Annotated in this window: 27 protein-coding genes; 15 read left to right on the forward strand and 12 right to left on the reverse strand. The window is 64.9% G+C overall.

The genetic code is table 11. The annotated features are described in order from the left end of the window. Window positions 1–20: 20 nt before the first annotated feature. Window positions 21–314, reverse strand: a complete 294-nt coding sequence (locus NR187_RS04940) for a hypothetical protein (protein ID WP_211384306.1) — start codon at window positions 312–314, stop codon at window positions 21–23. Window positions 315–349: 35 nt separating this feature from the next. Here NR187_RS04940 and NR187_RS04945 point away from each other — a divergent pair, with 35 nt between their 5' ends. The 11 genes from NR187_RS04945 to NR187_RS04995 all read left to right on the forward strand — a co-directional run bounded on the left by NR187_RS04945 (window position 350) and on the right by NR187_RS04995 (window position 10,328). After that, window positions 350–1,048, forward strand: a complete 699-nt coding sequence (locus NR187_RS04945) for an RNA polymerase sigma factor (protein ID WP_256805884.1) — start codon at window positions 350–352, stop codon at window positions 1,046–1,048. 141 nt (window positions 1,049–1,189) lie between these two features. Further along, window positions 1,190–2,014: a flagellin gene (locus NR187_RS04950; protein ID WP_256805885.1), complete on the forward strand. Its 825-nt coding sequence runs from the start codon at window positions 1,190–1,192 to the stop codon at window positions 2,012–2,014. 64 nt (window positions 2,015–2,078) lie between these two features. Continuing rightward, entirely contained in the window at window positions 2,079–3,773 is a 1,695-nt protein-coding gene (gene fliD, locus NR187_RS04955) for a flagellar filament capping protein FliD (protein ID WP_256805886.1), read from the forward strand. Then, on the forward strand, window positions 3,773–4,201 hold the full coding sequence (gene fliS / locus NR187_RS04960) for a flagellar export chaperone FliS (RefSeq protein ID WP_256805887.1): 429 nt from the start codon (window positions 3,773–3,775) through the stop codon (window positions 4,199–4,201). The genes fliD and fliS overlap by 1 nt, the downstream gene beginning before the upstream one ends. Window positions 4,202–4,355: 154 nt before the next feature. After that, on the forward strand, window positions 4,356–4,628 hold the full coding sequence (locus NR187_RS04965) for a hypothetical protein (RefSeq protein WP_211384310.1): 273 nt from the start codon (window positions 4,356–4,358) through the stop codon (window positions 4,626–4,628). A 278-nt stretch (window positions 4,629–4,906) separates the two neighbouring features. Continuing rightward, window positions 4,907–5,575: a flagellar hook assembly protein FlgD gene (locus NR187_RS04970; protein ID WP_211384311.1), complete on the forward strand. Its 669-nt coding sequence runs from the start codon at window positions 4,907–4,909 to the stop codon at window positions 5,573–5,575. 19 nt (window positions 5,576–5,594) lie between these two features. Then, the gene (gene flgE / locus NR187_RS04975; RefSeq protein WP_211384312.1) at window positions 5,595–6,860 is read left to right on the forward strand and encodes a flagellar hook protein FlgE; all 1,266 of its coding nucleotides are present in this window, start codon (window positions 5,595–5,597) and stop codon (window positions 6,858–6,860) included. Between the two features lie 3 nt (window positions 6,861–6,863). Continuing rightward, window positions 6,864–7,124 (forward strand): hypothetical protein, encoded by a 261-nt coding sequence (locus NR187_RS04980; RefSeq protein WP_256805888.1) that lies wholly within the window; start codon window positions 6,864–6,866, stop codon window positions 7,122–7,124. A 9-nt stretch (window positions 7,125–7,133) separates the two neighbouring features. Beyond that, window positions 7,134–7,607, forward strand: coding sequence for a flagellar protein FlgN (locus tag NR187_RS04985; RefSeq protein ID WP_211384314.1), 474 nt, complete (start codon window positions 7,134–7,136; stop codon window positions 7,605–7,607). Between the two features lie 19 nt (window positions 7,608–7,626). Beyond that, window positions 7,627–9,402 carry a flagellar hook-associated protein FlgK gene (flgK, locus tag NR187_RS04990; RefSeq protein ID WP_256805889.1) on the forward strand — a complete coding sequence of 592 codons (1,776 nt, stop codon included), beginning with the start codon at window positions 7,627–7,629 and terminating at the stop codon, window positions 9,400–9,402. Window positions 9,403–9,416: 14 nt separating this feature from the next. Next, the gene (locus NR187_RS04995; RefSeq protein ID WP_256805890.1) at window positions 9,417–10,328 is read left to right on the forward strand and encodes a flagellin; all 912 of its coding nucleotides are present in this window, start codon (window positions 9,417–9,419) and stop codon (window positions 10,326–10,328) included. 7 nt (window positions 10,329–10,335) lie between these two features. Here NR187_RS04995 and NR187_RS05000 read toward each other — a convergent pair whose 3' ends face one another. The 3 genes from NR187_RS05000 to NR187_RS05010 all read right to left on the reverse strand — a co-directional run bounded on the left by NR187_RS05000 (window position 10,336) and on the right by NR187_RS05010 (window position 13,401). After that, on the reverse strand, window positions 10,336–11,922 hold the full coding sequence (locus tag NR187_RS05000) for an AMP-binding protein (RefSeq protein ID WP_256805891.1): 1,587 nt from the start codon (window positions 11,920–11,922) through the stop codon (window positions 10,336–10,338). A 33-nt stretch (window positions 11,923–11,955) separates the two neighbouring features. Next, window positions 11,956–12,591, reverse strand: coding sequence for a uracil phosphoribosyltransferase (upp, locus tag NR187_RS05005; RefSeq protein WP_211384318.1), 636 nt, complete (start codon window positions 12,589–12,591; stop codon window positions 11,956–11,958). Between the two features lie 69 nt (window positions 12,592–12,660). Beyond that, window positions 12,661–13,401: a crotonase/enoyl-CoA hydratase family protein gene (locus tag NR187_RS05010; RefSeq protein WP_211384319.1), complete on the reverse strand. Its 741-nt coding sequence runs from the start codon at window positions 13,399–13,401 to the stop codon at window positions 12,661–12,663. Window positions 13,402–13,483: 82 nt separating this feature from the next. Here NR187_RS05010 and NR187_RS05015 point away from each other — a divergent pair, with 82 nt between their 5' ends. Beyond that, a complete protein-coding gene (locus NR187_RS05015) occupies window positions 13,484–14,065 on the forward strand; it encodes a TetR/AcrR family transcriptional regulator (protein ID WP_256805892.1) in 582 nt (193 codons plus the stop codon). A 3-nt stretch (window positions 14,066–14,068) separates the two neighbouring features. Here the strand turns inward: NR187_RS05015 and NR187_RS05020 are convergent, their stop codons facing one another. The 8 genes from NR187_RS05020 to NR187_RS05055 all read right to left on the reverse strand — a co-directional run bounded on the left by NR187_RS05020 (window position 14,069) and on the right by NR187_RS05055 (window position 17,539). Further along, window positions 14,069–14,197: a hypothetical protein gene (locus tag NR187_RS05020; protein WP_256374891.1), complete on the reverse strand. Its 129-nt coding sequence runs from the start codon at window positions 14,195–14,197 to the stop codon at window positions 14,069–14,071. 100 nt (window positions 14,198–14,297) lie between these two features. Then, window positions 14,298–14,693, reverse strand: a complete 396-nt coding sequence (locus NR187_RS05025) for a hypothetical protein (RefSeq protein WP_211384321.1) — start codon at window positions 14,691–14,693, stop codon at window positions 14,298–14,300. 18 nt (window positions 14,694–14,711) lie between these two features. Beyond that, window positions 14,712–14,903 (reverse strand): hypothetical protein, encoded by a 192-nt coding sequence (locus NR187_RS05030; RefSeq protein ID WP_211384322.1) that lies wholly within the window; start codon window positions 14,901–14,903, stop codon window positions 14,712–14,714. A 114-nt stretch (window positions 14,904–15,017) separates the two neighbouring features. Next, complete coding sequence (locus NR187_RS05035; RefSeq protein ID WP_256805893.1) at window positions 15,018–15,416, reverse strand: hypothetical protein; 399 nt, start codon at window positions 15,414–15,416, stop codon at window positions 15,018–15,020. 25 nt (window positions 15,417–15,441) lie between these two features. Next, on the reverse strand, window positions 15,442–16,359 hold the full coding sequence (dapA, locus tag NR187_RS05040) for a 4-hydroxy-tetrahydrodipicolinate synthase (protein WP_256805894.1): 918 nt from the start codon (window positions 16,357–16,359) through the stop codon (window positions 15,442–15,444). A gap of 24 nt (window positions 16,360–16,383) precedes the next feature. Beyond that, window positions 16,384–16,638: a hypothetical protein gene (locus NR187_RS05045; RefSeq protein ID WP_211384324.1), complete on the reverse strand. Its 255-nt coding sequence runs from the start codon at window positions 16,636–16,638 to the stop codon at window positions 16,384–16,386. Between the two features lie 133 nt (window positions 16,639–16,771). Next, the gene (locus NR187_RS05050) at window positions 16,772–17,050 is read right to left on the reverse strand and encodes a hypothetical protein (RefSeq protein WP_211384325.1); all 279 of its coding nucleotides are present in this window, start codon (window positions 17,048–17,050) and stop codon (window positions 16,772–16,774) included. A gap of 21 nt (window positions 17,051–17,071) precedes the next feature. Beyond that, window positions 17,072–17,539, reverse strand: coding sequence for a hypothetical protein (locus NR187_RS05055; RefSeq protein ID WP_211384326.1), 468 nt, complete (start codon window positions 17,537–17,539; stop codon window positions 17,072–17,074). Window positions 17,540–17,967: 428 nt separating this feature from the next. Here NR187_RS05055 and NR187_RS05060 point away from each other — a divergent pair, with 428 nt between their 5' ends. The 3 genes from NR187_RS05060 to kdpB all read left to right on the forward strand — a co-directional run bounded on the left by NR187_RS05060 (window position 17,968) and on the right by kdpB (window position 22,037). Next, window positions 17,968–18,057 (forward strand): K(+)-transporting ATPase subunit F, encoded by a 90-nt coding sequence (locus tag NR187_RS05060; protein ID WP_038965694.1) that lies wholly within the window; start codon window positions 17,968–17,970, stop codon window positions 18,055–18,057. 112 nt (window positions 18,058–18,169) lie between these two features. Continuing rightward, window positions 18,170–19,873 (forward strand): potassium-transporting ATPase subunit KdpA, encoded by a 1,704-nt coding sequence (gene kdpA / locus NR187_RS05065; protein WP_256805895.1) that lies wholly within the window; start codon window positions 18,170–18,172, stop codon window positions 19,871–19,873. 49 nt (window positions 19,874–19,922) lie between these two features. Next, window positions 19,923–22,037, forward strand: coding sequence for a potassium-transporting ATPase subunit KdpB (gene kdpB, locus NR187_RS05070; RefSeq protein ID WP_211384328.1), 2,115 nt, complete (start codon window positions 19,923–19,925; stop codon window positions 22,035–22,037). Window positions 22,038–22,093: the final 56 nt, after the last annotated feature.

Consider the following 22,093-nt stretch of genomic DNA (forward strand, 5'->3'; position numbering starts at 1 on the left):
GTGCAGAAGTCGTCTCGCGTTCATTCACACTCGGAAACAATCGCGTCTGCTTGCAGTACGCGCGTGTCGCGTTCGATCATCCAGTGCCGCGTAATGTCAGCGTTTTCTCCCGAGTGCATCTGTTCAGGATGGACGATCCGCCATGGCGCGAGACGATGTGATGATTGCAGGCTGGACGCGCGATGGTCACGCGCAGTCGGCAATTCTTGCCCGATGCTCGGCAAAAGATACCGGATAACATCTTGAAAAATAACAAAAAATCTCCGCCTGGATTGTTTTGGCTCCGCGTTCAACGCCTGGAAGCCGTGTGGCATGTGCGCCCCCGGCATTGCGGGTTGGAGGTTGCGGGATGAGTTACGCTGCTGATGTCTGGGCTCCCGCCGAGGCCGGGATCGCGACGACGGCGCCGGTCGATGCGATCGTGCCGGTGACGCCGTCGGTGCCGCTCGCGCCGGACAGTGCACCTGTCACCGCCGATGTCGTCTATGACGAGGACAGCGAGCTCCTCGACAGGCTCGCGGCCGGCGACGAAGCCGCGTTCCGTGCGCTGGTCGAACGCCACATCGATCGCGCCTATGCGATCGCGCTTCGCATCGTCGGCAACGCGGCGGATGCCGAGGATGTGGTCCAGGACACCATGCTCAAGATCTGGAGCCATCGCGGACGCTGGCAGCACGGCCGCGCCAAATTCTCGACCTGGCTCTACCGCGTCATCTCCAACCGCTGCATCGACCTGCGCCGCAAGCCGCGCAACGAGAATGTCGAGACGGTGCCGGAAGTCGCCGACGGACAGCCCGGCGCCGTCGAGATCATCGAGCGCAACGAGCTCAACGGCATGCTGGAGCTCGCGATGCAGCGCCTGCCCGAGCAGCAGCGCATCGCGGTGATCCTGTCGTACCACGAAAGCATGAGCAACGGCGAGATCGCCCAGGTGATGGGCACCACGGTGGCCGCGGTGGAATCGCTGCTCAAGCGTGGCCGCCAGCAGCTGCGCCAGCTGCTGCGCAAGCACGAGCGCGACATCCGCACCGCGTTTACCGACTGCTAACCATAAAAATCACTTCACGAAGATTTTCGCGCCTGATCTGCTTGCGCTCCGCCGTTTGAGCGAACGGACGGGGCTGCGGTCCGCGTCGTCAATCGTCTTCAACGATGCGGCACGCCATGCCCATCAGCACAGGAGCTTCCAATGCCCGCAATCAATACCAATAGCGCCGCCAACGCAGCGGTCCGCTATCTCAACATCAACTCCGCGCAGGAAAGCAGCTCGCTCTCGAAGCTGTCGAGCGGCTCGCGCATCACCTCGGCATCCGACGACGCCGCGGGCCTTGCGATTTCCACGCGTATCTCCTCGGACGTCACCACGCTCCAGCAGGCCGCGACCAACGCCTCGCAGGCCACCGCGATCCTCCAGACCGCCGACGGCGGCGCCTCGAACATCTCCGACATTCTCGCGCGCATGAAGTCGCTGGCCTCCGAGTCCGCTTCGGGCACCACGACCGACTCCAGCCGCGCCTATATCCAATCGGAATTCTCGCAGCTCAACTCGGAAATCGACTCGATCGCGACCGGCACCCGCTACTCCAGCCAGAGCCTGCTCGACGGATCCAGCGTGTTCTCGTCCGGCGTGTCCGTGCTGGTCGGCTCGGACGGCTCCGACACCATCACCATCACGCTGACCAGCCTCACGGCGTCCTCGCTCGCCGTCACCTCGCTCGACGTCAGCACCCAGTCCGGCGCGACGTCGGCGCTCGACGCCCTCGATACCGCGATCGACACGGTCTCCGCCGCGCGCGCCTCGATCGGCGCCCAGGAATCGCGATTCAACTTCTCGTCGGATTCGATCTCGACCCAGACGCAGAATCTCCAGTCGGCAAACTCCGCGATCAAGGACGTGGATATCGCTGCCGAGCAGTCCAGGCTGTCTTCGGCCGAGGTGAAGACCCAGGCTGCCGTGTCGGCGCTGGCCGCCGCCAATCAGATGCCGCAGTACCTCCTCAAGCTGCTGGGCTGATGACCAACCGACCGGGCCGGCATGATGCCGGCCCGGCCCTCTCTGTCAGGGACGGACGAGCAAAGTGACCAGCGTCAGTTCGAGCACCAGCAGCACAAGTACGACGAGCTCGTCGGGCGTATCGGTCACGACGAGCGGAACCACCAATTCGAGCAGCATCGACTGGACGGCGCTGATCCAATCGGCCGTCGACGCGAAGACCGCGCAGGCGGACACGATCTCGACCACGATTACGAACAATGAGGCCAAGATATCGGCCTATCAGACGCTCCAGAGCGATCTGAAGACGCTGTATTCAGGGCTGGCGTCGCTTTCGACCGCGGTGGTCAACTCGCTGTCCACCAGCGCATTTGCGACGCGCGCGGCGAGCATAAGTTCCACCGGCGACGTGAGCGCCTCGTCGGCGCTCTCCATGACGCTGAAGAGCGGGGCCGCGATCGGCGACCACACGCTGACGATCAGTCAGCTGGCCGCCGCTCAAAAGGTTTCCGGCACCTCGCAATCGAGCCAGACCGACGAACTCGGATACTCCGGCACGTTCTCAATCGGCCTGGAGGGCGGCAGCACCGCCGACATCAGTGTCACCAGCACGATGTCGCTTCAGGACGTCGTCGATGCCATCAATGCCCAGACCTCGACGACCAACGTCCAGGCCTCGATCGTGCAGGTCTCCAGCACTTCGTTCCAGATGGTGCTGACGGGCACGGAGGATGCCGCCGACATCACTTATTCCAGCACGTCCGGCGACGATATCCTGAACAAGCTCGGCGTGACCGACAGTTCGGGGAGCTTCACCGACGTGCTCCAGGAGGCGCAGGCCGCCGAGTTCACGCTCGACGGCATCGCGATGACGCGCGACACCAACGATATTTCGGACGTCCTGAGCGGCGTCACCTTCAGCCTGCTCCAGGAGACGCCGGACGGAGCGACGCTGAACATCAGCATCGAGACCGACACCAGCCAGATTGAATCGACACTGGAGACGTTCGTCACCAACTACAACGCCTTTCGCGACGAGGTGGTCGCCCAGCAGGCGACCGCAACGGACGGCACCGCGGATTCGAGCGCAGTGCTGTTCGGCGACGGCACCATGCGCAACATCATGGACGCGCTCCAGAATGCCCTGAACACGACCGTGGGCGGCATGACCATGGCCGATCTCGGCCTGTCCTTCAACGAGAGCAACGAACTCGAGCTGGATACCAGCACGCTGTCGGATATCCTGAGCACGAATCTGAGCGGTGTCACCAAGCTGTTGTCGGCGCAGACGACGACGTCGTCGAGCCAGCTCAGCGTCGTCAATACCGGAACGTCGCCGCAATCCTTCACCCTGGATCTGGCAGTCGATTCCGACGGCAACCTCACCTCGGCGTCGGTCGGCGGCGACACATCGCTGTTCACGATCAGCGGCACCACGATCATCGGCGCTTCCGGCTCGATCTACGCCGGCATGGCCTTCACCTATAGCGGCTCGACCTCGCAGTCGATCACGGTGACGTCGACCTTGGGCATTGCAACGCAGCTCTATCAGATCGCTAAGGACTACTCGTCGTCGACCGGCGCGCTGCAAACGCAGATTACCAGCCTGACGACCCGCGATGATGATCTCCAGCAGAAGGTCGACGACATCAACAGCGCGGCGTCGACGCTGCAGTCGCAGCTCGAGACGCAATACGCGAAATACCAGGCGGCGATCGAGAGCGCCAACAGCACGCTCGATTATCTCAAGGCCCTGCTCAATTCCAGCTCGAGTAATTGATGATGAATAATGCAATGGCGTACATGGCCAACCAGGCCTATCGGGGGACAGCAACGAGCGTGCCGCCGCTCAAGGCGGTCTCGATGCTGCTTGGCGGCACGATCACCTTGCTCCAGAAGTCGCTGAACGCGCAGGAGGGACGACGCTTCGAGGAGGGGCACGAGCACCTGATGAAGGCGACCGCGATCCTGCGCGGGCTGAGCCACAATCTCGATTTCACGAAGGGCGGGGCGGTGGCGGAACAGATGTTCCAGACCTACAACGCTTTGATCCTGGCGAGCCTCAAGGCTTACGGCCGGCCGCATGCCCGCGAGAGTTTTCGGCGGATCATCGCCGGGCTGACCGAGCTGCGGGAGGCCTGGGAATCGGTCGATGCCACGTTGCGGAGCAGCAAGGCCGGGCCGGTCGATTCGGCCCGCGCGGGCTGAAGCGGCCTATTCCTCCGCAGTGCGGGAGGGGCGTTGGGGGCGGTTGTTTTGTCCCCATTTGCCGGCGATTTTGGCGGCCGGAGCCGCTGAAATCCGGTTTCCGCATCGCCCGCAATGCTTTATGACGGCCTGACCGAGGCGGGACCGGCGGGCGATGGACGTCACCGAGTTTGAAGAACTGATCGACCGGCTGGGCGAGGATCTCTCGCTTTGGCCCGATGATCGGCGTTTGCCCGCCGAAGAGCTGCTGGCGCACTCGTCGGCTGCGCAAGCCCTGCTCGAGGAGGCCCGCGCGGTTCGCAGCGCGCTTGCAGCCCCTCCGGTGCGTGCGCCCAAAGGCCTCGCCGACCGCATCGTCGCCGCCGCTGCGAAAATGAAAGGCGACACTGCCGAGCCGCGCACCGAAGGCGAGACAACGGAGAGCTGAAGGGCTCCTTCCGAAAGCGTGTTCTTCAATTCGTTGCGGTTGCCGCCAAGCCCGGCCATGACGCAGTGGAAGCGTCGGCACCCCGAACACTCCTCTCGGATGCGATTGCTTTGCCGCGCGTGAGGCCCGCACGGCAGATTTTGCCGTGTCGAAAGCCGTTTTTGCGCGCGTGAATCCCCGCCTGAATCCGCGCGCGCACCCGTTTCATCAGCACACAGATTTCAAGCGCCGCCGACCGACGTCTCGTCGCCGGCGGCGCGGGAAGGCCGGAGTTTCTGATGACCGTTTCCGCAACGAGTTCTGCGTCGACCGCCACCACGACGACATCGTCGTCGTCGAGCACGTCGTCCAATTCGACGCTGACCTCCAGCGATTTCCTGAGCCTGCTCGTCAGCGAGCTCCAGAACCAGAATCCGCTGGATGCGACCTCGACCACCGACCTCGTCAATCAGCTCACCTCCTACGCGAATTTCACCTCCCAGCAGTCGATCAACTCCAACCTCAATTCGCTCGCGAGCTCGTTCTCCAGCCTCGTGACGCTGAATTCGGTGAACTACATCGGCCATACCGTCGAGGCAAAGACGGACACCTCGACCTTGAGCAACGGCTCGGCGACGTTCGGCTACTCGCTGTCCTCTGCCGCCTCGAACGTGTCGATCAGCATCTCGGACTCCTCCGGCAACGTCGTCTACACCGGCACGGGGACCGGCAATTCCGGCTCGAACAGCTTCACCTGGGACGGCAAGGACTCCAGCGGCAACCAGCTTTCCGACGGCGGCCAGTACACGATCGCGGTGACCGCGACGAATTCCTCCGGAAATTCGGTGCTCAATTACACGACCGTCACCGGCACGGTGACCGGCATCGACACCTCGACCTCGACACCCTCGCTTACCGTGAACGGCATTTCCGTCAGCGCGGCCAACATCATCGGCGTCACATCCTGATTTCTTCCGGAGTTCTATCATGAGTCTCAGCGGCGCATTATCCTCGGCGATCTCGGCGCTCAGCGCGCAGAGCCAGTCCCTGTCGATGATCAGCGACAACATCGCCAATTCCGACACGACCGCCTACAAGACGACGTCCGGGATGTTCGACGCGCTCGTGACGGCGTCGAGCAACACCACCTCGTATGCCTCGGGCGGCGTCACCGTCTCGGGCCGCGCCAACATCACCCAGCAGGGCCTGCTGGCCGCGACCTCCAACGCCACCGACGTCGCGATCCAGGGCTCGGGCTTCTTCGTTGTCACCGACGCCAAGTCGGGCGGCACCGTCGCCTACACCCGCAACGGTGCCTTCACCACCGACAATGCCGGCTATCTCCAGAACAACGGCTATTACCTCGAGGGCTGGCGCACCGACGCGGACGGCAATGTCGTCGGCAACGAATCGGCGAGCAATCTCGAAGCCATCAACACCCAGGTCGCCTCGACCAGCGGCAGCGCCACCACCAAGACCACGATCGCCGCCAATTTGCCGTCGGACGCCGCGACGGGCGAGACCTATACCAGCTCGATGACGGTCTACGATTCGCTTGGCGCCGCGAATTCGATGCAGATCACCTGGTCCAAGACCGGCACCAACACCTGGAGCGCGAGCTTCGCCAACCCGACCTCGGCTTCTGACACCACCACCGCGACGGGGACCGCTTCCGGCACGATCGACATCACCTTCAACAGCGACGGCTCGCTGGCCAGCACCAGCCCTGACCCGGCGACCGTCTCGATCACGGGCTGGACCGACGGCGCGGCCGACAGTACGATCACCATGGATCTCGGCACCGCCGGCAAGACCGACGGTCTGACGCAATACGCGTCCGGCGAAACCACGCCGTCGGTCAACGTCACCAGCATCGACTCGGACGGCCTGTCCTACGGCAAGCTGTCCAGCATCTCGATCGGCGACGACGGCGTGGTCGATGCGACCTATTCGAACGGTCAGACCATCGCAATCTACAAGATCGCGGTCGCGACCTTCGCCGATCCCAACGGGCTCGCCGCCTCCAGCGACGGGATCTATTCGGCGACCGTGACGTCGGGCAACGCCGCGCTGCAGGCGTCCGGCGAGAACGGCGCGGGCACGATCTACGGCAGCGAGCTCGAATCCTCGACCACCGATACCTCCAGCCAGTTCTCGAGCATGATCTCGGCGCAGCAGGCCTATTCGGCGGCGTCCCAGGTCATTTCGACCGTCAACAAGATGTACGACACCCTGATCTCGGCGATGAGGTGAGTGGTGCGCAGTGAGGAATCCGGGACTGTCGGCGAGGCGCTGCTGCGTCGGCTGCAACGACTGGTGGCGCGGGCCGCGACCGCCAAGGGCGGCGAGCGCAGGCAATTGCTCGCACTGATCGACGACCTCGAGACGGCGCGCCGCGGCCTGTTGCGGGAATGCGCGGAGGTCGAGGGCCAGATGAGGCAGGCAGCCGTCAGGACGGCTGCGATCGCCGCTTACCTGCGCAACGCGCAGGCCAGCCGCGGCAAACGGAATAACTAGAAGAAGGCGATGACCATGACTGTAGCCCAAGCCAAGAGCCACGCCACGAGGACGAGCGCCGCAAACGGCGACACGCGGATCAAGTCGCTGATCGCGCTGATCGACACGCTGACCGCGCTGGTCGCCGAGGAGAATGCGGAGCTTGCCAAGGGCCTGCCGGCCTCGCGCCTGAAGCAGGTCGACGAGAAGAACCTCCTGGCGGAGATGTTCGAACGGACGGTTGCCGAGTGCGCGGCGGGCACGACCAGCCTGAACGTACCGGACCGGATCCTGCGTGAGCAGCTCATGGAGCGGATACTGAAGCTGCGCGCGGCGATGGACGAGAACCTGGTGCGCCTGCGCGCGGCGATCGAGGCCAGCAACCGCCGGATCGAGGCCGTCATGCAGGCGATCCGCGAGCAGATCGCGGCGGTGTCGCCCTATGGCGCTTCCGGCCGGGTCGCCGCGCGCTCCGTCTCCAGCGGCACCAGCCGCAGCGCCTGACGATTCGAGGGGCCCCGCCGTGTCACTCAATATCGCACGATCGATCGCCTTCAGCGGACTATCGGCCACGTCGGTGCAGATCAGCGTGACGTCGTCGAACATCTCGAACGCCGACACGACGGGCTATACCGAGAAGACCGCCAGCCAGTCGAGCAGCGTCACAAACGGCGTCGGCACTGGCGTCACCGTGACCGGCATCACCTCAACCGTCGACAAGCTGCTGCTGAAGTCGCTGGTCGCGGCGACTTCCGACCTCGGATCGGCCGATACCACCAACACCTATCTGACCTCGCTCGAAAAGCTCTACGGTTCGACCAGCAGCACCGATGGGAGCTCCACGGGAACCTCGCTCGCAAACAGCATCGCCACGCTGGAATCGGCGTTGGCGTCGCTGGCGAACACGCCGAGCAGCGCCTCGCTGCAATCCAATGTCGTCAGCGCCCTCGATGACGTCGCGAGCCAGTTGCGGGAGACGTCGAGCGGCATCCAGAAGCTCCGCGGCGACGCCGACCAGGACATCTCGTCCTCGATCGACGACGTCAATGCGGATCTGGAGCAGATCGCGGATCTCAACGCCGCGATCAAGCAGACGGCGGCGGCCGGCCAATCGACCGCGGACCTGGAGGACCAGCGCAACACCGCGCTCCAGGACGTCGCCTCCAAGATGAACATCAGCTATTTCACGGCGTCGAACGGCGATCTGCAGGTCTATACCACGTCCGGGCAGGCGCTGGTCGACAGTTCCGCGCACACGATCAGCTATACCGCCGCGGCCAAGGTGACGGCGTCGACGACTTACACCGCCGGCTCATCGTCGAGCGGCTTCAGCGCGATCACGGTGAACGGCGTCGATATCACTTCCCAGATATCAGGCGGCGACATCGGCGCACTCGTCACGCTTCGCGACAAGACCCTGTCGGAGGCGCAGTCCCAGCTCGACCAGCTCGCACAGCAACTCGCCTCGGCCATGAACAGCGTCTCGAACGGCGCTTCTTCGGTGCCGGCACCAACCAGCCTGACCGGTACGACTGCCGTCACCAGCAGCACGGCGCTCTCCGCCACCGGCACGGTGCGCATCGCCGCCACCGACCAGAGCGGCAATCTGGTCTCTTACGGTGATCTCGACCTCTCGTCCTATTCCACGGTCGGCGATCTCGTCACCGCGATCAACGGTATCTCCGGGCTCTCCGCATCGGTCGATTCGGACGGCCATCTTTCGATCACGGCGACCGGCTCCGGCAATGGCGTCGCCATCAATGAGATGACGAGCTCGGTGGGAAGCTCCGGCGAGGGGTTTTCGGAGTATTTCGGTCTCAACGATTTGGTGACGGGAACGAGCGCGTCGGATATCGCGGTCAACAGCAAGATCCTGTCCGGAACCAACGAGCTTCAGCTCGCGACACTGGACTCCTCGTCGAGCCTGACGGCCGGCAACACGGTGCTGTCGTCGGGGTCTGCCACGGTCGTCAATGCCTTCTACGATGCTTTGACGGAGTCGCGGACATTTTCCTCCACCGGCGGGCTCGCCGCCACTACCGGCTCACTCGCCGATTACGCCTCGGCGGTCGTGTCCGATGTCGCGAGCAAGTCGTCGCAGGCCTCCACCAACTACACCGCCAAGGAGACTGCGCAGTCGACCTATGCGAACTCCCTGTCGTCGCAGTCGGGCGTCAACCTGGACGAGGAATCGGCGAAACTCAGCACGCTCCAGAACAAATACTCGGCAGCCTCCGCGCTGATCCAAGCCATCAACTCCATGTACTCGGCGCTGCTCTCCGCCGTGCAGTCGACATAGGAGGCACCCTGGGCATGGTGGCGATGCGGGTCGCGACCTTCGCGCAGTCGAGCAAGATGATTTCCGACGCGCTGCGCGTGCAGGCGGTCATGGCCGAGAAACAGGTCCAGGAATCGTCCGGCATCGTCTCGAGCGATATCGGCGGTTACGGTTCGGACGCCCAGCACGTCGTCAACCTCCAAGTCTCGGTGACGCGTGCGCAGTCCTATATCGATGCCGCGACGCTCGCCGACAGCAAGGTGCAGGTGATGTATTCGGCGGTCGGCTCGATGACCGACATCATCACGCAACTTCGCTCCCAGCTCAGCGCCGCCTCGACCGGCAGCACGACCGAAGCGACCTCGGTGATCAGCTCCGCCCAGCAGATGCTGGAGGAGATGGGGTCGATCATGAACACGCAGTATGACGGCCAGTATGTCTTTTCCGGCGGCAAGACGGACACGGCCCCGGTCGATCTCACGGGCTTTTCGTCGGGGACGGGCTCTCTCGCCACGGCGGACAGCAGCTACTACGGGGGCGACGACGAAATCGCCTCGGTGCGTGTCGGCGCCGGTGAAACCGTCTCCTATGGCGTAACCGCCGACAATTCGGCGTTCGAGGAGGTGATGCGTGTGCTGAAATTCGTCGCCAACAGCACCTCGCTGTCGTCCGCGGACATCTCCAGCGCGCTCGATCTTGCCAGCACGGCGCTCGACGACACGGCGGCCGTGCAGGCGAAGCTTTCCAGCGCGGCGTCCTCGATCGAGACGGCGAGCGCCCGCCAGAGCGACTACAAGAGCTATGCCGAGACGTTGTCGAGCGACCTCACCAGCGTCGACGTCGCCGCCATTACGGCGCAGCTCTCTACCTACGAGTCGCAACTTACCGCGTCCTATTCGGCGCTTGGCAAGATCCTGAGTCTGAATCTTGCGAGCTATCTGAAGTAGGACAGGCTCATTCGGCCGCGATGCGCTCCATCGCCATGGCACGAAGCCGGGCGCGCTGGATCTTGACGCCGTTGGCGCTGTCGGTGACGGGGAAGGTCTCCACGACATAGATCCGCGCCGGCACCTTGTAGCCGGCGAGCCGCTCGCGCAGGCGCGCGACCAGCTTCTCCTGTTGCGGCGGCTCCTGGTGCGGTTCCTGGGCCGGGATCACGAAGGCGACGCAGCGGGCGTTTCCCTTCAGATCGACCGCGACCACCTGGGCGTCGGCCACGCCAGCGCACGATTTGAGCTCGTCCTCGATCTCGCCGGGGGCGACGAGAAAGCCGCCGAGTCGCATCGCGTCTCCTGCACGGGTCTCGTAGACGAACGAGCCGTCGCCGCGCAGCCGGCCAATGTCGCCGGTGCGGAAGAAGCCGTCCGCCGTGATCGCATCGCGCGTTGCGTCCGGGTTGTTGAAGTAGCCGAGGAAGCGCGAAGGCGCGCGGATCTCGATCTCGCCGGAGACGCCTTCGGCCGCGAGCTCGCCGCTCTCGGTGTCGCGCACGCGCACCATCGCGTCGGGTGACATCGGCCAGCCGCCGCCCTCGATGCGGTCGGCAAAGGCATCGCCAGGCCGGGCTATCGAGAACAGCGCCTGCACCTCGCTCGAACCGTAGAGGCCGAACAGCTGCACGCCGCGCGCCTCGGCGTCTGTGCCAAGCTCGCGCCAGCCTGGCTGGAATGCAGCGAAGCCGCAGACTTCGAGATGCGGGAACGGCCGCGGCGCATCGGCGAGTGCGAGGATGCGGCGAAGCATCTCGTCGGAGCCGAAGGAATGCGTGATCCTGCACTCGCCGAGAATCTTGAGCGCTGGCGCTGCTTCGAAAGCCTCGAGCACATGAACGGTCGCGCCCGCGGCAATGAAGCCGAGCAGGCTGGTCATGCCGAAGGTGCCGCAGAATGGCAGCATGGCCAGCAGCGAGTGACGCTGCGGCAAGAGTTTCAGCGCTTTGGCGACGGAGGCGGCGTGGGTGGCCAACGTCCGCTGCGAATGCGCAACGAGCTTTGGTCCCCTGGTCGTGCCCGATGTCGTGTACAGCAGAACCGGCAGGTCGACGTCGTTCTGCGGCGGTGGGGCCGGCGGATAAGGCTTGTCGAAGGCGTCGAAGCGTACACAGGGCCATTGTGCGGGAATCCTGTCCGCGCCGACCACGGCGAGTTCCCGCAATGCGGGGACCTCGTCCCTGGCGACGTCGGCGAGGATGGCGGCGAAGTCGATCGAGCGGAACGCGGCTTCAACCACCATGAGCCTGGCGCCGGAAACCTTGAGCAGATGGGCGACCTCCGCGCTGCGGTAGCGGGTATTGACGGCAGTAACGACCGCGCCAAGGCGGGCGGCAGCGAACAGCAGCGCGACCCATTCGATCCGGTTGACCAGCCAGATCGCGATCACGTCGCCCTTGCCGACGCCTTGCGCGGCAAGCCAGGCGGCAGCCTGTTCGACCTTCTCTGAAAGCTCCGCGCGCGAGACGGGCGTGCCGTCGAACACGAAGGCAGGGCCGGCCGCGGCTTCGCTCCGGATCAGCCATTGCAGCGAAAGTTCATTGGCGCTCATGCCAACCGAACTAACCCGATCGCGCAATCCTGTCTACTTTGTGCCGAACATCCGGTCGCCGGCGTCGCCGAGGCCCGGCACGATGTAGCCGTGGTCGTTGAGCCGCTCGTCGATCGCGGCGGTCCAGATCGGCACGTCGGGATGCTCGCTCTGAAACTGCGCGATGCCCTCGGGGGCGGCTAGAAGGCACACGAAGCGGATATCGCGGGCGCCGCGCGCCTTGAGCAGGGAGGCGCCGGCGCAGGCCGAGTTGCCGGTCGCCAGCATCGGGTCCATCAGGATCACGGTGCGGTCGGACAGGTCCTGCGGCGCCTTGAAGTAATATTCCACGGCCTGCAATGTTTCAGGATCGCGGTAAAGCCCGATGTGGGCGATGCGCGCCGAGGGCATCAGTGCCAGCATGCCATCGAGGAAGCCGACGCCCGCACGGAGGATCGGCGCCAGCGTGAGCTTTTTGCCGGCGATCTTCGGCGCCTGCATCGGCGCGATCGGCGTCTCGATCTCGACCAGCTCCAGCGGCAGGTCGCGCGTCACCTCGTAGCCGAGCAGCATCCCGATCTCGTTCAGGATCTCGCGAAAGCTCTTGGTCGAGCGGTCCTTCTCCCGCATCAGGGAGAGCTTGTGCTGGACCAGGGGATGGGCGACGACGTTGACGCTGCTTGTGCTCATGAAACCGATCTACACGGTTCCGTGAAATTGCGCCAGATCGGCCGGGTGTTTTCCGCCGGATACGTGGCCTCAAGCCGGCATCGCGACCTCCTTGCGGGCACGGCTGCTTGCCTCGTAGGCAGCCATGGTCAATTCACGCTCGATCGCCGTTCGCATGGCGTCGATGGCCGGCTGGCGCAGGCGCTTCTTCGCGGTCGCATGCGACGGCATGTGGATCGCGCGCAATGCCGCGATGATCTCCTCGAGGGCGTTGTCGATGGCTTCCGGCGAAACGACGCGATCGAGAAAGCCCGCAGTCAGCGCCTCTTCAGGCTCGTACATTTCGCCCAGCGTCGCGGTGCGGCTGAGCCAGGCCGGATGCAGGCGGCTGCGTGCGAGCTCGATGGCGAAGCTGGGCGGCGCAATGCCGATCGCGACCTCGTTCAGCCCCATGCGGTGCGGCCCGCGGGCGCCCAGCCTGACGTCGCAGGCGAGCAGCAGGAACGTCCCCATCGGAAAGGCATGGCCCTCCATCACGCCGATGGTCGGATGCGGAAACGACATCAGCCGCAGCGCAAGCTCCGCGCCGGCCCGGACCATCTCGAGACTCCCGGCGGCATCGCCCGAGGCGAACACCTTCAGATCGAATCCCGCGGAAAAGACGCCCGGCCGCGCCGAGCGCAGCACCACGATCCGCGCTTCCGTCTCGGCGCGGTCGAAGGCGGCTCCGATCTCGCCCAGCATGGCGGCCGACATCACGTTGACCTTGCCGTCGTCGAGCCCGACCCGCGCGACGCCGTCCTTCAGCTCGTAGGTCAGTCCCTTTGCCATTTGCCTCTCCTCGTTGTCACGCCTTGACTGTCGGAGGCTGATGTAGACCAATCAATATAATTTATGATCGAAGGAGGACGCCATGCCGGCCGTGCCAAGACACCGCCAGCCCATCATCAATGCGGCGGTGACGCTGTTCCGCCGCCAGGGCTTTGCCCGCACCGGCCTGAACGACATCGTGGACGTCAGCGGTGCGCCGAAGGGGTCGCTCTATCACTACTTTCCGGATGGAAAGTCCTCGATTGCCGTCGCTGCGGTCGAGGAAGCCGGCCGCCGCGTCGCGGCGACCGTCGCAAAACTCGCGGCCGAATGCGGCTCGACCGGCGATTTGCTGCGCGCCCACGCAAGGCTGCTGGCGGGATGGATGCAGGGCTCCGGCTTTCGCAATGGCTGCCCGATTACGACCGTGCTGCTGGAGCTTGCACCGCGCGAGCGCGCGGTGTCCGATGCCGGCCGCAAGGCTTATGCGGCGCGGATCGCGCTGCTTCGTGACAAGCTGATTGCGGACGGGTTCGCCAGGCCGCGGGCGGAGGCGCTTGCCGTGCTCTGCACGTCGGCGCTCCAGGGGGCGTTGATCCAGGCGCGAGTCGAACGCAGCGGCCGGCCGATCGAGATCACCGCGGTGGAACTGGCGCGCCTGATCGAGACGGAAGTGAAGCGGTGAGGACTAGACGCCGAGTCCCCGCGCGACGAGCGTGATCACGATCGTCAGGATCGCGCCCCAGACCAGGCTCAGCGTCATCGTCAGGATCGTCGTGGTGACCGCGTGCTCGAGATTGCCCTTGAGGAGCTGCATGCTAGCTGTCCGAGGCGGGCGCTGCGGTGAGGCGCATGCCGAACAGGAGCGCGGCCATCAGCGCGATCAGCATGATGATCTTGAGCTCGACCATGTCCAGCTACCTCGCAGCCTTGTGCCCCAGGAGACGCTTGAGCCCGTCCAGCACGTGTGCGGCTGTCACGATCAGCGGATTGCCCTGGTTCTGGACGTCGAGCTCGAAGGTCTCGGCGGGAAATACCAGCGCGCATCGTGCCGGTCCGCTCTGCCGGTTGGCGAAATCCACCGCCGAGCTCTTGAACAGGAAGACGCCGCCCGTGCATCCGTTCGCCTCGCGCGCGACCCAGAGGCCGGCGCCGTTGCGCCCGATGAAGAAGGCGGGGATGGCGGCACTGACGACATCCGGGTCGAGCGGCCCAAGCGTCGCCGCCTGCGCGTGCCGGGTCTCCGGCCGGCGGCGGGAAGCCTGGAGGGCGATCGCAGCCATGGCGGCCTCCTCACACATCTGCAAGGTCATGATCGTCTCCCATGCTCGTCAGGCGTGGAGGTGCCAGACATAGATCGCGGTCTTCAGCGCGATCAGCGCGGTGAGCACGCTGCCCATCGAGAGCACGGCCAGCGCACTCAGCGCGATGCGCTTGAGCCGGGCCTTGCGTGCATCCGATATCAGCGCGGGGCGTTCCGCCCAGCCAAGGGGGCGTTCAACGCCATGTGTCAGCATCGACATTCTGGTATTCCTTCGAAAGCCTGACGGCGGTCGAAGCCGCCGCCATCAGTCTCGAATGATGGCCATCGGCGCGTAGGATTGCGAGATGAGCGCCGGGCTCGCTGCATAGGAATCTCATAAAGAAGCGGTCTGTCGTGTCGGCAGGCCCCTGAACAGATCCGGGCTCCGCTTGCGGCGAACGTTGGATGGAGCAGGGCTCGAACCCGTGATCCCGAGGGCTGCGGCAAAGGCGAGCCGCAGCCGTGATTCGTCAATTTGTTGGCAAAAATGGCCAAGAATCGCTTCGGCGTCCTCTTGCTGTCCATTGATCGCAACGCAGAGCCGCGAGCTGGATCGCCGGAAGAAGTGGAGGGAGTCATCGGTGTTGCGCCGGCCGAGACGATCGAGTTCTCCGGCCAGAGCCGCGATGTTCACTCTGTCGCAATCATCCCGCGTCACGGCAAAGCGCAGCAGCGCCAATTGCCAGGCACGGAGCAACCGGTGATGCCCATCGGCCGGTGGGATAGAGCTCACGCAAAAATCGCCCGCACCTGGAACATCAGGCACCGACGCCGTCGATCAGTTCCTCGTCGGCGATCGCGGCGAAGGCTCGCACCATTTCCCGCTGCGCCGCCGCGTCCAGCGGCACGATCGGCAGTCGCGTCTGTGCCGACATCAAGCCGAGCACGCCAAGTGCATGTTTGAGCGCAGCCGGGCTCTCCTTCGAGAGGCAGGCGATGAGCGGGATCAGTCGCTTGTGTAAATAGCGGGCGGATTGCAGCCGGCCCTGCCGGACCTGGGAGAAGATCGTGCGGCAGAGATCCGGAGCGATGTTGGCGACCTCGGAGATTGCGCCGTCGCCGCCGCTGGCTATGAAGCTGAAGGCGGTGGGATCGTCGCCGGATAGGAAGCGAAATCCGGCCGGGAGGTGCCGGGACAGCCGCATCGGGCGGGTGATGTCACAGCTTCCATCGCGCAGGCCGACGAACTGGCGGGATTCGAGGAGACGCAGAAGCGTCTCGTCGGCAAGCGGGCGCAGCGTTCGGGACGGAACGTCGTGCAGGATCACCGGCAAGCCGATCGCACCGGCGATCGCGCGGAAGTGCGCGAGCATTCCCTCCTGCATCGGCTTGTTGTAAGCGGGCACCACCGCCATGACGGCATCGGCGCCGGCTGCCTCCGCCCGCCGCGCAAGTTCGATGGCTTGGCCGGTGCCATTCGACATCGCGCCGGCGATGATCCGAACGCGGCCGCGGGCGACGTCGACCGCGGCGCGAATTACGAACTCCTGCTCGGCCGGCGAGAGCGTCGGTGCCTCACCGGCGGTTTCGCACAGCACGAGTGCGGGAACGCCGGCCGCGACCTGCCGCTCACACAGCGCGGCGAACGCCTTCAGGTCGATCGTGTCCGCCGCATCGAACGGGGTCGGCATGTCCGGGATGAAGCCGGTGAACCAGGCTGAGGGTGGAGTGAACATGGCTTTTCGCCTGTATGCGCCGGCTCAGGCGGCGCGGCGTGCGCTGTTGCTGCCGGGGCTCTTGCCCATGTCGAGCTCGATCTCGCGCGGCAGCTCGACGATGGTTTCGGGGTGCTGGCCGTTTTCGAACAGCGCATATTTGATCGCCTGCGCGCGGCTGACGAACAGGCCGCCATAGAGGCCGCTCTGTTCCTGGGCGACCCATTGTCCCCCGTGGTTGCGGCCAATGAAGACGATGGTCGAAGGCGAGCTGCACGAGGGAGGTTCAACGAGTTTCACGGATGTAGTCCTTCCGATTGATGCGGGCGGCGGGGACATGTCCCGCAACCGTTCGATCAATATCTTTTCAGGTGGGTATGATTTCGAGAGCGTTCGGAAGGTGATCTCATAGGAAGATCATAAAGTCTGGCGTTCAGGTCAGCTCGTTGACGACGTGAACCAGCGCGAACAGCGCACCGAACGCCGCGCACTCGTCCCAATGATTGAGGGCGCCACCGAACAGCGGCTCGCGTCGCAAGAGGGCGACGGCGGCGCACAGAATGATCGACATCCAGAGCAGCGCGGCGAGGCTCCGCCCGAAGCTTATGCTGCCGAAGGCGGCAAAGGCGGCGAGGAGTACGACGCGGACGGCAAAGCGCGCGATCGCGCGTGTCGGGCTCAGGACCCTCGATATGTCCGAAGACTGCGGCAAGGCGCGAACCCGCCCGGCCGGCTAGCTGAAGTTCTCGCAGCCGACCGGCTCATAGAACGGGTCGGGGGCGGGGCGCACGATGGGAACGCTCGGCCGCGAGATTTCCACGGCCAACGCCTGTACCTCGATGAACGCCGACAGCAGGGCCAACGCAAGGTCGGCATGCCGGGCTTCGACAGCGGCGTCGAGCCAGTCCGGCAATTCGCGCTCGCGCGAGAGCGCGCAATGCCATTCACCCTCGTCATAGGCGATGCGGCGGACCTGCCACAGCGGCAGCTCGAGCTCCAGCAGCGCCAGCGCGGCATCGGCCCAGGCCTCGGCATCGACCAGGCGCATGATGCGCGCTGTGCGCTCACTTTGTCCAAGCGAAGGGAAGCGCCGGCAGGCGTGATCGATGATGTCCAGCAGCAGCGATCGCGTCACTGTCGGTGCCGCGCGAAGCCGCTGGCTGATTGAAGGCGGGTCGTAGTGTCGGAGTGTGGCGGTCATGTCAGGCCTCCTGGAATTGGCGTCGGTCAGTCGGCCGGCCTCTCCAAAATGGCGAAAATGGCATTTGAAAACGAGATGGGGACGGGGCGGGAGATATAGGGATTTCATAAGTGGCGGGCCTATCCCGCTCGGCGCCGCGCCCCGGCCTTTATGAGATTCCTATAACGTCGCCATAGCCCTCATCTCGAAAACCTATGCCCGTGGTGGCACTTCAGCACGGTCAAAAATCCCGACTGGCGCCGTGGAAGCGCGTTGCATTCCATGTCCGCGCGCCCCGCCGGGTCCCAGAGAAATGGTTGCGCCGGACATAAAGACGCAACGAGGAGTATCTCCATGATGGACATTCTGATGCTGGCGCTGGGCTTCGCCTTTTTCGCCCTTGCGATCGGCTACACCTACGCCTGCGAACGGCTGTGAGGGAGCGGACCATGATCTTTGATTATGCGCTCGCCGGTGCCGTCTCGTTCGGCCTCCTGTTCTACCTCACCTACGCGCTTCTGCGGCCGGAACGGTTCTGAGCCGTGCTGCTCCTTGTCGAATTGCTGCTGGCGGACGCCGTGCTCGTCGCCTGCCTGCTGACGGTGTTCCTGCCGCTGTTGCGCCGGGCGCCAAGCCTGAAGGATTGATTCCATGACCATGATCGGTTGGCTCCAGATCATTCTCTATTGCGCGATCATCGTCGCGCTCGCCAAGCCGCTCGGCTGGTACATGACGCGCGTGTTCGACGGCGAACGGACGTTCCTGTCGCCGGTGCTGCGGCCGATCGAGGCCGGCATCTACTGGTTCTCCGGCGTCGACGAGAAGCGCGAGCAGCACTGGCTGACCTACACGGTCTCCATGCTGCTGTTCCATGTCGGCGGCTTTCTCATCATCTATGGCGTGATGCGGTTGCAGGCCGCGCTGCCCTTCAATCCGGCAGGCCAGGGCGCGGTCGCGGAGGACCTCTCCTTCAACACGGCGATCTCCTTCATCACCAACACCAACTGGCAGAACTACGGCGGCGAGAGCACGATCTCCTATCTCGTGCAGATGCTCGGCCTGACGCACCAGAATTTCCTGTCGGCCGCAACCGGCATCGCGCTCGCGGTCGCCCTGATCCGCGGCTTCTCGCGCGCCTCGGCGCGCACCGTCGGTAATTTCTGGGTCGACGTCACCCGCACGACGCTCTACGTGCTGCTGCCGATCTGCGTCGTCTACACGCTGTTCCTGGTCTGGCAGGGCATGCCGCAGACGTTGGGCGATTATGTCGAAGCGACGACGCTCGAAGGCGCCAAGCAGACCATCGCGGTCGGCCCGGTCGCCTCGCAGGTCGCGATCAAGATGCTCGGCACCAACGGCGGCGGCTTCTTCAATGCCAACGCCGCGCACCCTTTCGAAAACCCGACCGCGCTGTCGAACTTCGTGCAGATGCTGTCGATCTTCGCGCTCGGTGCGGCGCTTACCAATGTGTTCGGCCGCATGGTCGGAAATCAGCGCCAGGGCTGGGCAATCCTCGCCGTGATGGGCGTGCTGTTCGTCGCCGGCGTCGCCGTCACCTATTGGGCCGAAGCCAACGGCACCTCGACCCTGCAGGCGCTCGGCCTGACCGGCGGCAACATGGAAGGCAAGGAAGTCCGCTTCGGCATCGTTGCCTCCTCGCTGTTCGCGGTGATCACGACGGCGGCCTCCTGCGGTGCGGTCAACGCCATGCATGACAGCTTCACCGCGCTCGGCGGCATGATTCCCCTGATTAACATCGAGCTGGGCGAAATCATCGTCGGCGGCGTCGGCGCCGGCATGTACGGCATGCTGCTGTTCGTCATCCTTGCGATCTTCGTCGCAGGCCTGATGGTCGGCCGCACGCCGGAATATGTCGGCAAGAAGATCGAGGCGCGCGAGGTCAAGATGGCGATGCTCGCCATCCTGGTGCTGCCGCTGATGATCCTGGGCTGGACCGCGGTCGGAGTGGTCTATCCGGCGGCGGTCGCCTCGATGGCGAATGCCGGCCCGCACGGCTTCACCGAGGTGCTCTACGCCTTCACCTCGGCGACCGGCAACAACGGCTCCGCCTTCGCGGGGCTCACCGGCAACACCTTCTTCTACAACCTCACGCTCGCCAGCGCGATGTTCGTCGGCCGGTTCTTCATGATCGTTCCCGCGATGGCGATCGCGGGCTCGCTCGCCGCGAAAAAGTCCATTCCGCCGTCTGCGGGCACCCTCCCGACCACCGGCGGGCTGTTCGTCGGCCTCGTCGTCGGCGTGATCCTGATCATCGGCGGCCTGACCTTCTTCCCGGCGCTCGCGCTCGGCCCGATCGTCGAGCATCTCGCGATGAACGCCGGCCAAGTTTTCTGAACAGCAAGTGTTCTGATCGACAGCCTTCTGATTGTTTGGAGTGACCTCCATGGATACGATGAAACTGCAAAAACGCGCTTCCGTCTCGGCGATGCTCGATCCCAAGATCGTCGTGCCCGCGATTCGCGCGTCCTTCACCAAGCTCGACCCGCGGCTGATGATCAGAAATCCCGTGATGTTCGTGGTCGAGACCGTGGCCGCGCTCACCACGGTGATCTTCCTGCGCGACCTCGTCACCGGCGGCGCGAATCTCGGCTTCACCTTCCAGATCATCCTCTGGCTCTGGTTCACGGTGCTGTTCGCCAATTTCGCCGAAGCGGTCGCCGAAGGCCGCGGCAAGGCGCAGGCCGATTCGCTGCGCAAGACCCGCACCGAGAGCCAGGCCAAGCTGCTGACCGGCGCCGGGCAGGCCTTCCAGCTCGTGCCGGGCACCAGCCTGAAGGTCGGCGACATCGTGCTGGTCGAGGCGGGCGATACCATCCCCTCCGACGGCGAGGTGATCGAGGGCGTCGCCTCCGTCAACGAGGCCGCCATCACGGGTGAGTCCGCGCCCGTGATCCGCGAGTCCGGCGGCGACCGTTCGGCGGTGACCGGCGGCACGCAGGTGCTGTCCGACTGGATCCGCGTCCGCATCACGGCGGCGCAGGGCTCGACCTTCATCGACCGCATGATCAAGCTGGTCGAGGGCGCCGAGCGGGCGAAGACGCCGAACGAGATCGCGCTCAACATTCTGCTCGCGGGTCTCACCATCATCTTCGTGTTCGCCACCGTCACCATCCCGAGCTATGCGGCTTATGCCGGCGGCTCGATCTCGGTGATCGTGCTGGTCGCGCTGTTCGTGACGTTGATCCCGACGACGATCGGTGCGCTGCTGTCGGCGATCGGCATCGCCGGCATGGATCGCCTGGTGCGCTTCAACGTGCTGGCGATGTCGGGCCGCGCCGTCGAGGCCGCCGGCGACGTCGATACGCTGCTGCTGGACAAGACCGGAACGATCACGCTCGGCAATCGCCAGGCGACTGCGTTCCGTCCGGTTCGCGGCGTGACCGAGCAGGAGCTGGCGGACGCAGCTCAGCTTGCCTCACTCGCCGACGAGACGCCGGAAGGCCGTTCCATCGTCGTGCTGGCGAAAGAGAAGTATGGCATTCGCGGGCGCGACATGGCCGAGCTTGGCGCGACGTTCATCCCGTTCACGGCGCAGACCCGCATGAGCGGCGTCGATGCCGGCGGCTCGTCGGTGCGCAAGGGCGCGGTCGATGCCATGCTCAATTATGTCGGGGGCGGCGCGCCGCTGGCCGTCGCTTCCGGCAACACCGCACGGGCCATCCAGCCGGTGGCGCTGTCGGACATCGGACGCGAGGTCCAGACCATTGCGGACGACATTGCGAAGGCGGGCGGTACCCCGCTTGCTGTCGCCAGGGACGGCAAGCTGCTCGGCGTCGTTCAGCTCAAGGACATCGTCAAGGGCGGCATCCGCGAGCGCTTTGCCGAGCTGCGCCGCATGGGCATCCGTACCGTCATGATCACGGGCGACAACCCGATGACGGCCGCGGCGATCGCGGCGGAGGCCGGCGTCGACGATTTCCTGGCGCAGGCAACTCCCGAGGACAAGCTCAAGCTGATCCGCGACGAGCAGGCCAAGGGCAAGCTGGTGGCCATGTGCGGCGACGGCACCAACGACGCGCCGGCGCTCGCGCAGGCCGACGTCGGTGTCGCCATGAACACCGGCACCCAGGCGGCCCGCGAGGCCGGCAACATGGTCGACCTCGATTCCAACCCGACCAAGCTGATCGAGGTAGTCGAGATCGGCAAGCAGCTGCTGATGACGCGCGGTGCACTGACCACGTTCTCGATCGCCAACGACGTCGCAAAGTATTTTGCGATCATCCCGGCGATGTTCCTGGCATTCTATCCGCAGCTCAACGTGCTCAACGTCATGAACCTGTCGAGCCCGCAAAGCGCCATCCTGTCGGCGATCATCTTCAACGCGTTGATCATCATTGGGTTGATCCCGCTGGCGCTGAAGGGCGTCGCCTATCGTGCGGTCGGTGCCGGCGCTTTGCTTCGACGCAACCTGCTGATCTACGGCCTCGGCGGTATCGTCATTCCCTTTATCGGCATCAAGGCGATCGACCTCGTCGTCGTCGCCTTGCATCTGGCCTAACCCGTCATTGCGAGGAGCGAAGCGACGAAGCAATCCAGACTGCCTCGGTGGAAAGA

This window comes from Bradyrhizobium sp. Bra64, from assembly GCF_024519875.1.
GTDB lineage: Bacteria > Pseudomonadota > Alphaproteobacteria > Rhizobiales > Xanthobacteraceae > Bradyrhizobium > Bradyrhizobium japonicum_G.

Bases quoted from the DNA above. Each gene is read 5' to 3' on its own strand.
- NR187_RS04995 (WP_256805890.1), top strand. From the start codon at position 9,417: ATGGTGGCGATGCGGGTCGCGACCTTCGCGCAGTCGAGCAAGATGATT.
- dapA (WP_256805894.1), bottom strand. From the start codon at position 16,359: ATGTTCACTCCACCCTCAGCCTGGTTCACCGGCTTCATCCCGGACATG.
- NR187_RS05060 (WP_038965694.1), top strand. From the start codon at position 17,968: ATGATCTTTGATTATGCGCTCGCCGGTGCCGTCTCGTTCGGCCTCCTG.
- NR187_RS04985 (WP_211384314.1), top strand. From the start codon at position 7,134: ATGACCATGACTGTAGCCCAAGCCAAGAGCCACGCCACGAGGACGAGC.
- flgE (WP_211384312.1), top strand. From the start codon at position 5,595: ATGAGTCTCAGCGGCGCATTATCCTCGGCGATCTCGGCGCTCAGCGCG.
- NR187_RS04940 (WP_211384306.1), bottom strand. From the start codon at position 314: ATGCCACACGGCTTCCAGGCGTTGAACGCGGAGCCAAAACAATCCAGG.
- NR187_RS05025 (WP_211384321.1), bottom strand. From the start codon at position 14,693: ATGACCTTGCAGATGTGTGAGGAGGCCGCCATGGCTGCGATCGCCCTC.
- NR187_RS04970 (WP_211384311.1), top strand. From the start codon at position 4,907: ATGACCGTTTCCGCAACGAGTTCTGCGTCGACCGCCACCACGACGACA.
- kdpA (WP_256805895.1), top strand. From the start codon at position 18,170: ATGACCATGATCGGTTGGCTCCAGATCATTCTCTATTGCGCGATCATC.
- NR187_RS05055 (WP_211384326.1), bottom strand. From the start codon at position 17,539: ATGACCGCCACACTCCGACACTACGACCCGCCTTCAATCAGCCAGCGG.
- NR187_RS05030 (WP_211384322.1), bottom strand. From the start codon at position 14,903: ATGTCGATGCTGACACATGGCGTTGAACGCCCCCTTGGCTGGGCGGAA.
- kdpB (WP_211384328.1), top strand. From the start codon at position 19,923: ATGGATACGATGAAACTGCAAAAACGCGCTTCCGTCTCGGCGATGCTC.
- NR187_RS04945 (WP_256805884.1), top strand. From the start codon at position 350: ATGAGTTACGCTGCTGATGTCTGGGCTCCCGCCGAGGCCGGGATCGCG.
- NR187_RS04950 (WP_256805885.1), top strand. From the start codon at position 1,190: ATGCCCGCAATCAATACCAATAGCGCCGCCAACGCAGCGGTCCGCTAT.
- fliS (WP_256805887.1), top strand. From the start codon at position 3,773: ATGATGAATAATGCAATGGCGTACATGGCCAACCAGGCCTATCGGGGG.
- upp (WP_211384318.1), bottom strand. From the start codon at position 12,591: ATGAGCACAAGCAGCGTCAACGTCGTCGCCCATCCCCTGGTCCAGCAC.
- NR187_RS05010 (WP_211384319.1), bottom strand. From the start codon at position 13,401: ATGGCAAAGGGACTGACCTACGAGCTGAAGGACGGCGTCGCGCGGGTC.
- NR187_RS05015 (WP_256805892.1), top strand. From the start codon at position 13,484: ATGCCGGCCGTGCCAAGACACCGCCAGCCCATCATCAATGCGGCGGTG.
- NR187_RS05020 (WP_256374891.1), bottom strand. From the start codon at position 14,197: ATGCAGCTCCTCAAGGGCAATCTCGAGCACGCGGTCACCACGACGATC.
- NR187_RS05000 (WP_256805891.1), bottom strand. From the start codon at position 11,922: ATGAGCGCCAATGAACTTTCGCTGCAATGGCTGATCCGGAGCGAAGCC.
- NR187_RS04965 (WP_211384310.1), top strand. From the start codon at position 4,356: ATGGACGTCACCGAGTTTGAAGAACTGATCGACCGGCTGGGCGAGGAT.